15 protein-coding genes are annotated in these 13,409 nt (G+C 56.6%); 4 read left to right on the forward strand and 11 right to left on the reverse strand.

Annotated features, from left to right (window positions below; translation table 11 throughout):
* Window positions 1–3: 3 nt before the first annotated feature.
* From metW to WH50_RS05820, 6 genes are all read right to left on the reverse strand, one after another.
* Complete coding sequence (gene metW, locus WH50_RS05795; protein WP_207780198.1) at window positions 4–597, reverse strand: methionine biosynthesis protein MetW; 594 nt, start codon at window positions 595–597, stop codon at window positions 4–6.
* Window positions 597–1,811, reverse strand: a complete 1,215-nt coding sequence (metX, locus tag WH50_RS05800; RefSeq protein WP_110186472.1) for a homoserine O-succinyltransferase MetX — start codon at window positions 1,809–1,811, stop codon at window positions 597–599. Before metX ends, metW begins: the two co-directional genes overlap by 1 nt.
* Before the next feature lie 71 nt (window positions 1,812–1,882).
* Window positions 1,883–2,176, reverse strand: a complete 294-nt coding sequence (locus WH50_RS05805; protein WP_104155044.1) for a DUF167 family protein — start codon at window positions 2,174–2,176, stop codon at window positions 1,883–1,885.
* 27 nt (window positions 2,177–2,203) lie between these two features.
* Window positions 2,204–2,752: a YggT family protein gene (locus tag WH50_RS05810; protein ID WP_110186473.1), complete on the reverse strand. Its 549-nt coding sequence runs from the start codon at window positions 2,750–2,752 to the stop codon at window positions 2,204–2,206.
* 18 nt (window positions 2,753–2,770) lie between these two features.
* Window positions 2,771–3,595, reverse strand: coding sequence for a pyrroline-5-carboxylate reductase (gene proC, locus WH50_RS05815; RefSeq protein WP_110186474.1), 825 nt, complete (start codon window positions 3,593–3,595; stop codon window positions 2,771–2,773).
* Window positions 3,596–3,761: 166 nt separating this feature from the next.
* On the reverse strand, window positions 3,762–4,448 hold the full coding sequence (locus WH50_RS05820) for a YggS family pyridoxal phosphate-dependent enzyme (RefSeq protein ID WP_110186475.1): 687 nt from the start codon (window positions 4,446–4,448) through the stop codon (window positions 3,762–3,764).
* Between the two features lie 76 nt (window positions 4,449–4,524).
* On the opposite strand from WH50_RS05820, the gene WH50_RS05825 reads away from it, so the two are divergent.
* Window positions 4,525–5,562, forward strand: a complete 1,038-nt coding sequence (locus WH50_RS05825; RefSeq protein WP_110186500.1) for a type IV pilus twitching motility protein PilT — start codon at window positions 4,525–4,527, stop codon at window positions 5,560–5,562.
* Window positions 5,563–5,595: 33 nt separating this feature from the next.
* Here WH50_RS05825 and WH50_RS05830 read toward each other — a convergent pair whose 3' ends face one another.
* The 4 genes from WH50_RS05830 to gpmI all read right to left on the reverse strand — a co-directional run bounded on the left by WH50_RS05830 (window position 5,596) and on the right by gpmI (window position 10,988).
* Window positions 5,596–6,849 carry a divergent polysaccharide deacetylase family protein gene (locus WH50_RS05830; protein ID WP_110186476.1) on the reverse strand — a complete coding sequence of 418 codons (1,254 nt, stop codon included), beginning with the start codon at window positions 6,847–6,849 and terminating at the stop codon, window positions 5,596–5,598.
* Between the two features lie 106 nt (window positions 6,850–6,955).
* Entirely contained in the window at window positions 6,956–8,248 is a 1,293-nt protein-coding gene (locus WH50_RS05835; RefSeq protein ID WP_110186477.1) for a S41 family peptidase, read from the reverse strand.
* Window positions 8,241–9,422 carry a murein hydrolase activator EnvC family protein gene (locus tag WH50_RS05840; RefSeq protein WP_110186478.1) on the reverse strand — a complete coding sequence of 394 codons (1,182 nt, stop codon included), beginning with the start codon at window positions 9,420–9,422 and terminating at the stop codon, window positions 8,241–8,243. Before WH50_RS05840 ends, WH50_RS05835 begins: the two co-directional genes overlap by 8 nt.
* 24 nt (window positions 9,423–9,446) lie before the next feature.
* A complete protein-coding gene (gpmI, locus tag WH50_RS05845) occupies window positions 9,447–10,988 on the reverse strand; it encodes a 2,3-bisphosphoglycerate-independent phosphoglycerate mutase (protein WP_110186479.1) in 1,542 nt (513 codons plus the stop codon).
* 314 nt (window positions 10,989–11,302) lie between these two features.
* On the opposite strand from gpmI, the gene WH50_RS05850 reads away from it, so the two are divergent.
* From WH50_RS05850 to secB, 3 genes are read left to right on the forward strand one after another with little or no spacing between them, the layout of a single operon-like run.
* The gene (locus tag WH50_RS05850) at window positions 11,303–11,716 is read left to right on the forward strand and encodes a rhodanese-like domain-containing protein (protein WP_104155037.1); all 414 of its coding nucleotides are present in this window, start codon (window positions 11,303–11,305) and stop codon (window positions 11,714–11,716) included.
* A gap of 15 nt (window positions 11,717–11,731) precedes the next feature.
* On the forward strand, window positions 11,732–11,989 hold the full coding sequence (gene grxC, locus WH50_RS05855; protein ID WP_110186480.1) for a glutaredoxin 3: 258 nt from the start codon (window positions 11,732–11,734) through the stop codon (window positions 11,987–11,989).
* A gap of 50 nt (window positions 11,990–12,039) precedes the next feature.
* The gene (gene secB, locus WH50_RS05860; RefSeq protein ID WP_104155035.1) at window positions 12,040–12,486 is read left to right on the forward strand and encodes a protein-export chaperone SecB; all 447 of its coding nucleotides are present in this window, start codon (window positions 12,040–12,042) and stop codon (window positions 12,484–12,486) included.
* 67 nt (window positions 12,487–12,553) lie between these two features.
* Here secB and WH50_RS05865 read toward each other — a convergent pair whose 3' ends face one another.
* Window positions 12,554–13,360 carry an inositol monophosphatase family protein gene (locus WH50_RS05865; protein ID WP_165838318.1) on the reverse strand — a complete coding sequence of 269 codons (807 nt, stop codon included), beginning with the start codon at window positions 13,358–13,360 and terminating at the stop codon, window positions 12,554–12,556.
* Between the last annotated feature and the right edge of the window lie 49 nt (window positions 13,361–13,409).

The raw sequence follows: 13,409 nt of genomic DNA on the forward strand, positions 1-13,409 counted from the left end.
TTATTAGCGGCTGACCCGATAGATAGCCACTTCGCCCAGCAGGTTGGGCAGGTAGCGGCTGGCCCAGTTGTCCTGATGCTCGGAGTCCACCACCGTACGTTCCAGTATAGCGATACCGCGTTCTCGGCAGAGTTGCTCGAAGTCACGGAAGGTACAGAAATGGATGTTGGGGGTGTCGTACCACTCGTAGGGCAGAAACTTCGACACTGGCATCCGGCCGATACCTGCCAGATGCAGGCGGTTGCGCCAGTGGCCGAAGTTGGGGAAGGTGATAATGCATTCACGTCCCACCCGCAGCATTTCCTCCAGCGCCTGATCCGGGCGGTGCAGAGTCTGCAGTGCCTGGCTCATCAGCACCATATCGAAGGTGTTGTCACGGAAGTTGGCCAGCCCCTTGTCGAGGTTCTGCTCCAGTACACAGACGCCGCGGTCGACACAGCGGCGAATATTGGCAGGATCGATTTCCAGACCGTAGCCGGAGACCTGCTTGTGCTGTTTCAGGTAGTCGAGCAGGGCACCGTCACCGCAGCCAAGGTCAAGGACGCGGGTGCCTGGTCGTACCCACTGCTGAATCAGTTGCAAATCGGGGCGTAACATCATGGCTGTCCTCCTTGTACGGCGGGGATGATGTTGAGATCCGACGCTACCCGGTTAAGGTAGGTCTGCATCAGTTCCATGTAGCGCGGGATGGGCAGCAGGAACGCATCATGGCCCTGTGGTGCGTCGATTTCGGCATAGCTGACGTCTTTTCCGGCCACGACCAGCGCGTTGACGATTTCCCGTGAACGCTCGGGTGAGAAACGCCAGTCGGTGGTGAACGACATCAGCATAAAGCGGCACTGGGCACGGCTGAGGGCGGCGGCCAGATCATCATCGTATTCACTGGCGGGGTCGAAGTAGTCCAGCGCCTTGGTCATCAGCAGGTAGGCATTGGCATCAAAGGCGGTGGAGAACTGCTCGCCCTGATAGTGCAGATAGCTTTCCACCTGAAAGTCGACATCAAACTCGAACGACAGCTTGCCGCGTTTGAGCTCACGGCCGAACTTCTCGCGCATGGCCTCGTCGGACAGATAGGTAATATGGCCCACCATGCGTGCCAGCATCAGCCCGACCTTGGGGTAGGAATGATGATCCGCATAGCGACCCTGATGGAATTCCGGGTCCTTGCTGATGGCCTGACGGGCCACTTCATTGAAGGCGATATTCTGCGCTGACAGCTTGGGCGCCGAGGCGATGACCATGGCATTGGCCAGTCGCTCGGGGTAGTCGATGCTCCACTGCAGGGCCTGCATGCCACCCAGACTGCCACCGATGACCACGGCCCAGCGCTGAATACCCAGACGGTCAGCCAGACGAGCCTGAGCGGTGACCCAGTCTTTGACGGTGACGATAGGAAAGTCCGGGCCGAAGGGCTGGCCGGTCGCCGGATTGATGCTGGTTGGCCCGCTGCTGCCATGACAACCGCCCAGATTGTTCAGGCCGACGACAAAGAATTTGTTGGTGTCGATGGGCTTGCCCGGACCGACGGCAGAATCCCACCAGCCGGGTTTACGGTCTTCCAGACTGTGATAACCGGCAACATGATGATGGCCAGACAGGGCATGACAGATCAGGATGGCGTTGGAGGCATCGGCGTTGAGAGTGCCGTAGGTTTCCACCATCAGCTGATAGTGGTCCAGCGTGCGGCCGCAGGACAGCTCAAGGGGCTCATCAAAGACAAAGGTCTGGGGCGTGACCAGACCAACACTGTCGGGGGGCAGGTTCAACTGTGCCGGGCTGGCAGCAGTATCCGCGGTAGCATCATGACTCATTTCGGCTTCATATCCTCTAGCAACGGAACCGGCAGGCGCCTGGCGGCACCCGAGCCGTCAGACGCGAGGGATCAGGAGCGCATCATGGATTCAACAACGGCGGGAACGGTCAGCGGGCCATGGATACAGACGCGCTTGTGACGATTCAGTTCGCCGGAAACGATTTCGACATCTTTTCGGGTAACGGCGAAGGCACTGGCCAGAAATCTGACCAGATGGCTGTTGGCCTTGCCTTCCACCGGTGGAGCGGTGATACGGATTTTCAGCGCATCACCGTGCAGGCCGACGATCTCATCCTTGCTGGCTTTGGGTTGCAGATGGCAGACCAGTAGCAGGTCCTGTCCGCGCCATTCAAAGAAGCTCATCGGTCTGTCTCCGTTATTTCTCTGTGCTTACACAATCACGAAACGTTGTATCTGACTCTGGACTAGCTGGATGACCAGAAAAATCAGAATCGGGGACAGATCCAGACCACCCAGTGGTGGAATGACTTTACGCGACAGGCGATAAACCGGCTCGGTAATCTGCATCACCAGTCGTGCACCGGGATGATCGGCATTGGGCGCGACCCAGCTCAGGATGACCGAGATCAGAATGGCCCAGAAGTAGATACGCAGCAGCGAGTAGACCACCCCGGCCAGACTGCACAGCACGACATAGGTCGCAGGCAGGCTGCCACCGTAGGCACGGAAGTCGATGATCAGCACCATCAGCGCTTCCACAGCCAGCGCCAGTAGCAGGGATGAGGTATCCAGACCACGAATACTGGGGACCGCACGGCGCATCGGTGCCAGCAATGGCTGGGTGGCCTTTACGATCGCCTGTGAGATCGGGTTGTAATAGTCTGCGCGTGCCATCTGCAGCAGAAAGCGCAACAGCACGATCGACAGATAGGTACCGCCAATGATGTTAACAATTAGATAGATAGGGTCATTACCCATGGCACCCTCACTGGTCGCTTAGAGATTTTTCATTTCGGCGGCTAATTCTTCGGCGCGTCGGGCGCAGGCCTGCATGGCGGACAAGGTTAACTCATGCAGGCCACCCTGTTCAAAGGTCTGCACGGCCTGCTCGGTGGTACCTTTAGGTGACATCACCCGACGTTTCAGCTCGCCCGGCGGCAGACCGCTTTCCTTGGCCATCCGTGCGGCGCCGAGGGCAGTCTGAATGGTCAGCTGCATGGACTGTTCAGCGCTGAGCCCCAGTTTTTCACCCGCGGCCGCCATGGCTTCCATGAACATGAAAAAGTAGGCAGGACCACTGCCAGAGACCGCGGTGACGGCATCCAGCTGGGATTCTTCATCCACCCAGGTCACCAGACCGACAGCCGCGAGGATCTTCTCGGCCAGCACCTGCTGGACATCGCTGGCATGGCTGTTGGCGTACAGGCCACTGGCCCCGACTTGCAGCATCGCTGGCGTGTTGGGCATGCAGCGCACGATAGGCATATCCTTGCCCAGCCACTCGGCCATCGACTCCAGCGTCACTCCCGCCGCAATGGAGATAATCAGCGGCTTGTGGTTGAGCTGACCGCGCAAGGCAATACAAACGTCACGCAGTACCTGAGGCTTGACGGCCAGTACTACCACCTGTGCTTCATGTACCGCTTCAATGTTGCTGGTCGCTGTGCGGATGCCGTACTTGTCTGAAAGCTGCAACAGATTGGCTGGAGTGCGGTCACTGGCCAGGATGAAGTCGGCAGGGTAACCGTTGGCAATCAGACCGCCGATGATGGCGCTGGCCATATTACCGGCACCGATAAAAGCCAGAGTCGCTTGTGACATAGTGAATCCTTGGTCTCTAGTGTCCCATCCTGTCGGCAGAGTGGGAGGTTGCTCGGATGCGGCTGACCGTGCGGGTCGTGCTGCTTATATGGGGTTGAATAGTGGTATTCCAGCCCTGTAGCGGATGGATACGCTTATTGCAGAGCATCAGGCATATTGCAGGGCATCAGGCATAGTTACGGGCACCAAAGATGGCAGTGCCGATGCGCACCCAGGTTGCCCCTTCCGCAATCGCCGCATCCATATCGTCGGTCATGCCCATCGACAGGGTGTCCAGCTGCGGCAGATCGTGCTGCAGTGCGTTGAGGGCCGTAGCCAGCTGCTGAAATGGCAGGCGTTGTTGTGCCGGATCAGTACAGGGCGCAGGAATGCACATCAGACCACGTAGCTGAATGTTCGGCAGGGTCGCGACAGTATGGGCCAGGGCGGGTAGTTCGCTGAGGCTGATGCCTGACTTGCTGTCTTCGCCACTGATGTTGATCTGCAGGCAAAGGTTGAGCGGGGGGAGGTCTGCAGGGCGTTGTTCGCTGAGGCGCTGGGCGATCTTCAGCCGGTCAACACTGTGCACCCAGTGAAAGTGTTCGGCAACGATGCGGGTCTTGTTGGACTGCAGCGGGCCGATGAAGTGCCAGTCGATGGCCAGATCAGCCAGTGCCTGCACTTTATCCACACCTTCCTGCACATAGTTTTCACCGAAAGCGCGCTGTCCTGCCTGCCACGCCTCACGCACCGCTTCGGCGGGCTTGGTTTTGCTGACCGCCAGTAGCTGTACGCTACCCGGCTGACGACCGGCTGCTGACTCGGCAGCCCGGATTCGGCGATACACATCCTGAAGATTTTCGGCAATACTCATCTGCGAACTCTGTTAACCCGGTGTGCTCCAAGGGCCGTATTATTGCCCGTGCCACCCCTGATTGAAAGTGATCAAGATGGATATAACCGAGCTGTTGTCGTTCAGCGTCAACCAAAACGCCTCCGACCTTCACCTCTCTGCCGGGCAGCCGCCAATGATCCGTGTTGACGGCGATGTACGCCGTATCAAGATGGATCCGCTGGATAACAAGCAGGTGCTGGAGTTGGCCTACTCCATCATGAATGACCGTCAGCGCAATAACTTTGAGCAGAATCTGGAGGAAGACTTTTCCTTCGAGCTGCCCAATCTGGCGCGTTTCAGGGTCAACGTCTACAACCAGCATCGTGGTTGTGCAGCGGTCTTCCGTACCATCCCCAGCAAGGTGCTGACACTGGACGACCTAGGGCTGGGGCAAACCTTCCGCAAGCTGTCAGAAAAGCCACGTGGTCTGGTACTGGTTACCGGTCCGACCGGCTCGGGTAAGAGTACGACCCTGGCAGCGATGGTGGACTACATCAATGAAAGCTTCCATCACCATATCCTCACCATCGAGGATCCGGTGGAATTTGTTCATGAGCCAAAGAAAAGTCTGGTCAACCAGCGTGAGCTGAACCGTGATACCCATAGCTTTGCCAACGCACTGCGTGCGGCCTTGAGGGAAGACCCGGATATCATTCTGGTCGGTGAGATGCGTGATCTGGAAACCATCCGTCTGGCGCTGACCGCAGCGGAAACCGGCCACCTGGTGTTTGGTACCCTGCACACCAGTTCGGCTTCGAAGACCATCGACCGTATCATCGACGTCTTCCCGGCAGCAGAAAAAAGCATGGTGCGTTCGATGCTGTCAGAGTCGCTGGAAGGCGTCATCAGTCAGACCCTGCTCAAGCGTAAAGGCGGTGGTCGGGTTGCCGCCCATGAAATCCTGATCGGAACACCCGCGATCCGTAACCTGATCCGTGAGGATAAGGTGGCGCAGATGTACTCAGTGATTCAGTCGGGCTCCACCTTTGGCATGAAAACCATGGATCAGGCGCTGGCGGAGCTGGTAGCCAAGGGCGTGATCAGCAAGGAAGTGGCGCGGGTCAAAGCCAAGGCTCAGGAAATGTTTGCCTGAGTCTGATCGGCAAACAGCGTTAAAGCGCAGGTTTCACTGCGCTTTGACATCGAGTTCTTTCACTTCTTTTGACTGGGCGCTGGCAGCAGGGGCGGGGAAGGGGTTAACGGCAGGTGCAACGGCGGCCTTGTCGGCGCTGTTTTCACTGCTGTGATCTGCAGCTTTGCTACTTTTGCTCGTTGAGCCTGATGTGGCCTGCAAGCCGCTATCCAGAGTCTCTGGTGTCTGCTCCTGCCAATGACAGCTCAAACGTTTACCACGCAGACGCGTAGCATAGTGAACATCGCGCCAGCCCTGACAATTCGTGGGAGCGGGCAGGCTTAGCGGCTCCGTAACACTGATTGAGGGTGGGCTGATAGGTGCTGGCGCCGGCTCTGTGGCGCTGGCTATTCTGGTGGGCGTCGGTATGTTGTGTTTGCCGGGCTCCAGCCATGCCAGCAACTGCGTGGTGCTCAGCTGACGATAGCCAGCTTTGTCGATCTCAGGCAGGCGACGCTTCAGTGCTTCCAGTGTGGTTGGATAAGGGTGACCAATCGCTACGGCATAGCCGCGCTTCTTAGCCAGCTCCAATGCCTGATCCAGCTGCTTCTCGATATCTCTGGTTTTCTGACTGTCGTCGAGAAAGACATCGCGTTGCAGCCAGGGTACCTGATGTTTCACCGCCGCAGCGGTGGCAACAGACTTCGCCGTGGTGCGACTGTCGAGGAAATACAGGCCGTGCGGCTTGAGCGTATCCATCACCCAGCTCATTTGCTGTGGCTGCTCAGTCAGCAGGCTGCCCATATGATTATTGACCCCTTCAACACCGGGAATTTCGGCAATATCGGCATTCAGGGTGCTTTCCAGCTGTTCGCGGCTCTGCTGCAGGGTTAGTCCACCTGGGCCAAGCGGAAAGTTGTGCTGGTTAGCCATCGGCGCATGGAGGATGACACCATGGCCTTTGCGTTTGGCGTTGATCGCCAGTTCGCGGGCGTGCGGTGTACCGGGGAGGAAAGCAAACGTCATTGGGCCCGGCAGATTCAGCGCCGCTGTGCCTCGCTCAAGGCTCTGTCCCATATCATCAATGATCAGCACCAGTACCGGGTGTTGCTGACCGGCAGGTATTGGCCGTGGCCAGCTGGGCGGTGTCAGCTTGGTGGGCGCTGCCAGTGTGGCTGCGGGTGGCTCAGTCGATGAGTCATTCGGCAATGGCGTAATACTGGCAGCGGATGTGCCGCACGCCAGTGCCAGGCTCAGCGCCAGCCAGTGTCCTTTGGCCGTTTTTCCCTGAAATTCGAACGCGATCAAGTGTCGTACTTCTTTTGTATCTGCGGATAAGGATGGCGTGTGTGAGGCGTTGAGTGATGAGAAAGAGCGTTCTTTCCCATCACTCTATGGTGCGCAAAACCGCGGGTTAACGTTTGGCCAGTGACAGCGCCTTTAGCAGGTTGAACGACTCAAACAGTGGATAGTCACTTTCAATCAGATTGCTGATGGACTGATCATTGTTCTGTACGTTACCACCGGCATTATTCAGGTGGCCCTTGAGGTCGGCCTCCTTGATGCTGACGCCTTGTTCTGCCACAGGCGTCACCTTGACATCATTCACCCGGATGTCAGGGGTGATGCCCTCGGCCTGAATTGAGCGCCCATTGGGGGTGAAGTACAGTGCGGTTGTCAGCTTGATGGCGCTGTCGCTACCCAGTGGCATAATGGTTTGCACCGAGCCCTTACCAAAGCTGGGTTCGCCGAGAATCACGCCACGCTTACGATCTTGCAAGGCGCCGGCAACGATTTCCGATGCTGAGGCGGAGCCGCCGTTGATCAGCACAACCAGTGGCACTCCACCGGTCAGATCGCCGGGTTTGGCATCGAAATCGGCGCGTCCTTCATCTTCACCGCGGCCCTGGGTGTAGACCACCAGACCGCCATCCAGGAACGCGCCTGCCACTTCCACTGCGGCTTGCAGTACGCCACCGGGGTTATTACGCAAATCCAGCACCACGCCACGCAGGCCTTTGCTTTTGGCATCGTCTTTAAGACGTTTGAGGGCGCGGACCACTTCGTCACCGCTGTCTTCCTGGAATTGGGTGATGCGTACATAACCGTAACTGTCGTCATACAACTTGTATTTCACGCTCTTGACGCGGATGACCGCCCGCTCAAGCACTTTGACGATGGGTTGGGTAACGCCTTCACGCATCAGCGTCAGTGTTACCTTGGAGCCGGGCTTGCCGCGCATCAGGTTGATGGCATCGTTGACGTTCATGGTCGACACCGCCTGACCATCCACCTTGATAATCATGTCGCCTGCTTTGATACCGGCCTTTTGTGCGGGGGTGTCATCAATCGGCGATACCACGCGAATCAGGCCATCCTGTTGGTCAACCTCGATACCCAAACCACCAAATTCACCACTGGTGCTTTCCTGCAGGTCGCGGAAATCATCCGGGCTCAGATAGCTGGAGTGGGGGTCCAGATTGGAAACCATGCCTTGAATGGCATATTGGATCAGCTGCTGATCACTGACTTCTTTGACGTAATTCTGTTTGATGCGCTCAAAGGCTTCAGCAAACAGCCGCAGGGAGTCGATGGGCAGCGCATTGGTGTCCGCAGGTGCGTTAGCAGGAGCAGCCTGCGCGCTCAGCGGAATGGCCAGAGCCAGTGTCAGGGTGCTCAGCAGAGCACGTAGGGGTGTCTTAACCATTTTTGAACCAAGGCTGGGGGTCAGTCGCTTTTCCATCATGACGGATCGCAAAATATAAGCTGGATTCCTGTTGTCCACCGCTGCGCCCGAGGGTGGCGATGGCGTCACCGGCCTGTACCCAGTCACCGGTGTCTTTCAGGAGGGTTTCGTTATGGCCGTAGAGGCTCATATAGCCCTGACCATGGTCAATAATCAAGAGCAGGCCAAAGCCTCGCAGCCAGTCGGCAAACACGACCCGACCGCTACTGACTGCTTTGACGGTAGCTCCGGTCGGCCCACCGATGACAATACCGTCATTGCTGACATAGTCGCCACCGCGGCCAAAGCGCGACAGGATAGGCCCGTCCAGTGGTTTGGATAACTTGCCCTTAAGGGAAGCAAAGGCACCACTGCTCTGGCTCAACTTGGCAGCACGCAAAGATGCTTCAATTTGTGCCAGTACGGTGTTAAGGCGGCGTTGATCGGTCTGCAGGCTTTCAAGGCGGTCAGACTCCCGGTCCATTTTCTTGTTCAGGGCTGCCAGTGTGGTACCGCGTTGCTCATATACCTTAGCGAGTTCCCGCTGACGTGCTTCCATGCCGATACGGGCCTGATTCTGCTCGGTTTTCTTCTGCTTCAAATCTTGCTGGACCAGCGTCATCTGATCCAGCAGGTTCTGATAGGTGTAGAGTTGATCGCGGTGTGCCTGTTGCAGACGGTTCTGATAGAACCACAGCCGTGACATCTCCGCTGCGTCATTCTGACTGAGCAGCATTTTCAGGCGGTCATTACCCTGTCCGTTGATATAGGCAGAACGTAACTGGCGGGCAATGATGTCGCGCTGTTCAAGCCGGGAGGTATCAAGGGCTTTTTTTTTCTGCTCCAGCGCTTTGATCTGCGCTTCGATATCCTTGAGCTGGGCCTCCTGCTCGCGGATCTGCTGCTGCAGCTGGCCCATGTCGGTTTCACTGCTTTTGAGCTGTTTGAGCAGCGTTGCGCGCTCATCCTTGGCTGAGTCGAGCCAGCTCTGCAGCTTGGAGATATCCGTCTTGAGTTGCTTGATCTGTGCCTGAGTGGCGGTTTTGTCCTGATCGGTTGCAGCCTGCGTGGGCAGACCGCAGCAACTGGTCAGCAGCAAGGCAAACGCAACCAGCCGGCGCAGAGGCCAGCTGGCTGGAGAGCTTGAGGTCAGCATGCTTAGGTTGGGCACGGTGGTGTATTAATCAAAATGCACCAGTGATTTGCCCTGCATTTCTGCAGGCTGTGGCAAACCCATCATGTCCAGAATAGTAGGAGCCAGATCGGCCAGGGCGCCATTGTCGAGGCTGACCTTGCGCGGCCCGGCATAGACCAGACCTACCGGGAACACGGTGTGAGAGGTGTGCGGCTGACCGGTGCTTGGGTCCTGCATCATCTCGACATTGCCGTGATCCGCGGTGATCAGTACTTCGCCACCTACCTCTGTCAGCGCTTCCAGTACCTTGGCCAGGCAGCTGTCGACAGCTTCCACCGCCTTGACGGCTGCATCGTAAATGCCGCTGTGGCCGACCATGTCACCATTGGCGTAGTTGCAGGCAATAAAATCAAACTTGCCGGAGCGGATGGCCTCGCAAAGTTTGTCGGTGACTTCAGGAGCACTCATTTCAGGCTGCAGATCGTAGGTCGCTACTTTGGGAGAGGGCACCAGAATACGCTCTTCGCCGGGGTATGTTTCTTCGCGGCCACCGCTGAAAAAGAAGGTAACGTGGGCGTATTTTTCGGTTTCAGCAATACGCAACTGGGTTTTGCCCAGATTGGAAAGATACTCGCCCAGTGTATTGGTCAGGGCTTCAGGCGGATAGGCGCAGGGAATGTGCATGCTGGCAGCATATTCGGTCATCATCACGAACTGCACCTGTGGCCGAACCTTGCGCTGGAAGCCATCGAACTCGTCACCTTCAATGAAGGTGCGGGTGATTTCGCGGGCGCGATCAGGACGGAAGTTTACGTTGATGATGGTATCTCCATCCTCAAGGATCGCGACCTGGCCGTTGTCGCCAACAATAGCAGTGGCTTTGACGAATTCGTCGTTTTCTCCGCGCTCATAAGCCGCTTTCAGGGCTTCCTGTGCGGAGTGAGCAGAATACTCCGCTTCGCCCAGGGCGATGACATTGAAGGCAGTCTCTACCCGATCCCAGCGGTTATCGCGGTCCATGGCAAAATAACGACCACAGAGGGAGGCTATGCGACCGACACCCAGTTTGGCCAGCTCGGCTTCGATGTATGCAATGGAGGGTTCGGCACTGCGTGGTGGGGTGTCGCGGCCGTCAAGGAAACCATGAACGTAAAGTTTGGTCGCGCCGCGTTTAACGGCCAGAGCACAGGTAGCGGCCATGTGCTCTTCATGGCTGTGTACGCCACCGGCGGACAGTAAACCGATGATATGGACTGCCTTACCAGCAGCGACGGCCTTGTCGATATTGTCGACCAGAGCAGCATTGGTGAAAAACGTACCGTCGCTGATATCTTTGGTAATACGGGTGAGGTTTTGATAGACCACGCGGCCTGCGCCAATATTCATGTGGCCGACTTCGGAGTTACCCATCTGACCCTCTGGCAGACCGACATCCATCCCGGAGGTGGCAATCAGAGAGTGTGGATTGTTCTTCCACAGACCATTCCAGACGGGGGCCTTGGCTTGATTGAAGGCACTGGATTCGGTGTGCTCGACGCCCCAACCATCAAGGATAATCAAGGCCACAGGTTTACGTTGTGCAGTCATTACGGTCTCACCCTTCCTATCTACACCCGGCTTGGCTTTCGGGAGCTGGCGCTGGTGTTCATCGTTGGCATTGTACTCTGTAAAGGACAGCCTTCATACCGCCCTGGTGCGCAGCACAATGGCGCTCTTGCCGCAAATGTGTGACTGCTATGACCGCATTGCCAATAGCCTCTGGCTTATGGGGCAATAGGGAGGCTCTGCTGGTATGGCGGGATGTGCAGTGTATACTGACGGCCATCTTTTTTGGGGAGGCAGCCATGGTTATCACGGTGATGACGGTGCTGCTTCAAGCCTTCTCTCGGACGGACTGAAGTATGGAACGTTACATTGAATTTGTGGTGAAGCACTGGGAACTGGCAGTGGCTTTTGCAGCGGTGCTGGGTTTGTTGCTCTGGACTGAAAAGCGCAAAGGAGGTCCATCGCTGAGTACTCAGCAGGCAACCATGCTGATTAACAAGGAAGATGCGGTGGTGGTCGATGTTCGGCCACGTAAAGAGTTTGAAACCGGACATATCGTCAACAGTATCAATATTCCCGCTGCTGACTTTGACAAACGTGCTGATGAACTGAACAAGCATAAGGACAAGCCCATCATTGTAGTATGTGCGATGGGGCAGAGTGCTGGTGCGAGCGCCAAGACACTGCAGACGCGGGGTTTCGCGCGCGTGATGAAGCTGTCAGGTGGTATCGCTGAATGGAAAGGCGCCAACCTGCCCGTGGTTCGTTAAGTGTTGGGAGGGAGCATGCAAGCTGTCGAAATCTACACTACCCGTTACTGCCCTTATTGCATCCGTGCCAAGCAGTTATTGCAGCATAAAGGTGTGGAATACAAAGAGATTGCCGTAGATGGTGATAACGCGGCACGCCAGACAATGATGCAACGTGCCCAGGGTCGTCATACGGTGCCACAGATTTTTATCGGTGAGGCTCATGTGGGCGGCTGTGATGATCTTTATGCGCTGGAGCGTGCCGGAAAGCTGGATACCCTGCTGGCTGGCTGATACTCTTTGAACGTTTTTTACCTCTGAACTGCTTAGCGTAAGGAATTCTCATGGCTGACGAACAACAAGCCCAACAGCCCCAGTTTGCACTGCAGCGCCTTTATCTGAAGGACGTGTCCTTCGAAGCGCCAGGTGTGCCGCTGGTATTTACCAAGGCTTGGGAACCCAAGGTTAAGTTGGATCTGAATGCCGGTGCTAATCATCTGGCTGAGGGTCTGTATGAAGTGGTGGTCAGCGTAACAGTGACCGTACAGAACGCCGATGAGACTGCTTTCCTGGTGGAAGTGGAGCAAGCTGGTCTGTTTGTGGCTCGTGGTATTGAGGGGGATGCACTGGAGCATACTCTGCATGCATTCTGTCCCAACGTACTGTTCCCCTATGCTCGCGAAGCGGTAGACAGCCTTGTCGTTAAAGGCGGTTTCCCACCGTTGATGCTGGCGCCGGTTAACTTTGATGCGCTGTATGCTGAACAGAAAGCCAAGGCTCAAGTTCAGTAATTCCCAGTGTTTCTGGACAAATAAAAAACGGAGCTTGTGCTCCGTTTTTTATTTGGATTTAGCAGGCTCAAGCCTGCAGATCACTGGCTGCGCTCTGAAGGCTTTGGGTCAGTGCCTTGAACAGCTTCGGACTGGCTGCCATGACATGGCCGCTATTGCGGTAGCTGGGGCTGCCATTCAGGTCGCCCAGCAGAGCGCCAGCTTCCTGTAGCAGCAGCGTGCCTGCATCCAGTTCAATCTCGTTGCGGTTCAGCATGACGATGGCATCCAGCTGGCCTGCTGCCAGTGCCGCCATTTCCAGCAGGGCGCTGCCACACTGATAGACATGGGCGTTGCCCATCATCAGCTGGCGCTGCACATTCAGATAGGTGCTGAGCAGATGGCGATTGCTGATGACGTTGTCAAAAGTAATGCCGATCAGGGCCTTGTCGAGCTGGGCGCGATTGCTCAGACGAATGCGACGGCCATTAAGCTGTGCACCACGACCGCGGCTGGCAGTGAACTCGTCACCGGTTACAGGGTTGATGACTAGTACGTGTTCAACTTTGCCTCTGATCTTGGCGGTCAGTGACAGTGCAAAAGAAGGCAGGTTGCGGCTGTAATTCAGCTCACCATCCAGCGAGTTGATTGTCCATTCGGCTTCGGTGTGCTCGCCCGTGGCGGTCTGGATAACACCGCTGGCACGACCGTTGATGCTGTGCTGAGGAAATGCCTTGAGGATGGTGCGGGCAATGCTTTGCTCAGCACGTTGGCAGGTTTCCATAACGAACTTGTTGACGTCCTGTCCTTCGGCGCGAACCAGATCCAGGCGTTCAAGTGAGCGTACAAGGTTTTCAGAGGCAATACGCGCGGCGCGTAAAGCAATATTCAGCATGGGCTGCATGGCAACAATTTACCGAGAAAGACTTACCAAGAAGGACCGA

This window comes from Pokkaliibacter plantistimulans, from assembly GCF_003194385.1.
Lineage (GTDB): Bacteria > Pseudomonadota > Gammaproteobacteria > Pseudomonadales > Balneatricaceae > Pokkaliibacter > Pokkaliibacter plantistimulans.

What these genes read in the sequence shown, in the direction of transcription:
- WH50_RS05835 (WP_110186477.1), bottom strand. Translation starts at nt 8,248, where the DNA reads ATGGTTAAGACACCCCTACGTGCTCTGCTGAGCACCCTGACACTGGCT.
- grxC (WP_110186480.1), top strand. Translation starts at nt 11,732, where the DNA reads ATGCAAGCTGTCGAAATCTACACTACCCGTTACTGCCCTTATTGCATC.
- WH50_RS05810 (WP_110186473.1), bottom strand. Translation starts at nt 2,752, where the DNA reads ATGGGTAATGACCCTATCTATCTAATTGTTAACATCATTGGCGGTACC.
- WH50_RS05865 (WP_165838318.1), bottom strand. Translation starts at nt 13,360, where the DNA reads ATGCTGAATATTGCTTTACGCGCCGCGCGTATTGCCTCTGAAAACCTT.
- metW (WP_207780198.1), bottom strand. Translation starts at nt 597, where the DNA reads ATGTTACGCCCCGATTTGCAACTGATTCAGCAGTGGGTACGACCAGGC.
- gpmI (WP_110186479.1), bottom strand. Translation starts at nt 10,988, where the DNA reads ATGACTGCACAACGTAAACCTGTGGCCTTGATTATCCTTGATGGTTGG.
- WH50_RS05825 (WP_110186500.1), top strand. Translation starts at nt 4,525, where the DNA reads ATGGATATAACCGAGCTGTTGTCGTTCAGCGTCAACCAAAACGCCTCC.
- WH50_RS05820 (WP_110186475.1), bottom strand. Translation starts at nt 4,448, where the DNA reads ATGAGTATTGCCGAAAATCTTCAGGATGTGTATCGCCGAATCCGGGCT.
- secB (WP_104155035.1), top strand. Translation starts at nt 12,040, where the DNA reads ATGGCTGACGAACAACAAGCCCAACAGCCCCAGTTTGCACTGCAGCGC.
- WH50_RS05805 (WP_104155044.1), bottom strand. Translation starts at nt 2,176, where the DNA reads ATGAGCTTCTTTGAATGGCGCGGACAGGACCTGCTACTGGTCTGCCAT.
- WH50_RS05840 (WP_110186478.1), bottom strand. Translation starts at nt 9,422, where the DNA reads ATGCTGACCTCAAGCTCTCCAGCCAGCTGGCCTCTGCGCCGGCTGGTT.
- proC (WP_110186474.1), bottom strand. Translation starts at nt 3,595, where the DNA reads ATGTCACAAGCGACTCTGGCTTTTATCGGTGCCGGTAATATGGCCAGC.
- WH50_RS05850 (WP_104155037.1), top strand. Translation starts at nt 11,303, where the DNA reads ATGGAACGTTACATTGAATTTGTGGTGAAGCACTGGGAACTGGCAGTG.
- metX (WP_110186472.1), bottom strand. Translation starts at nt 1,811, where the DNA reads ATGAGTCATGATGCTACCGCGGATACTGCTGCCAGCCCGGCACAGTTG.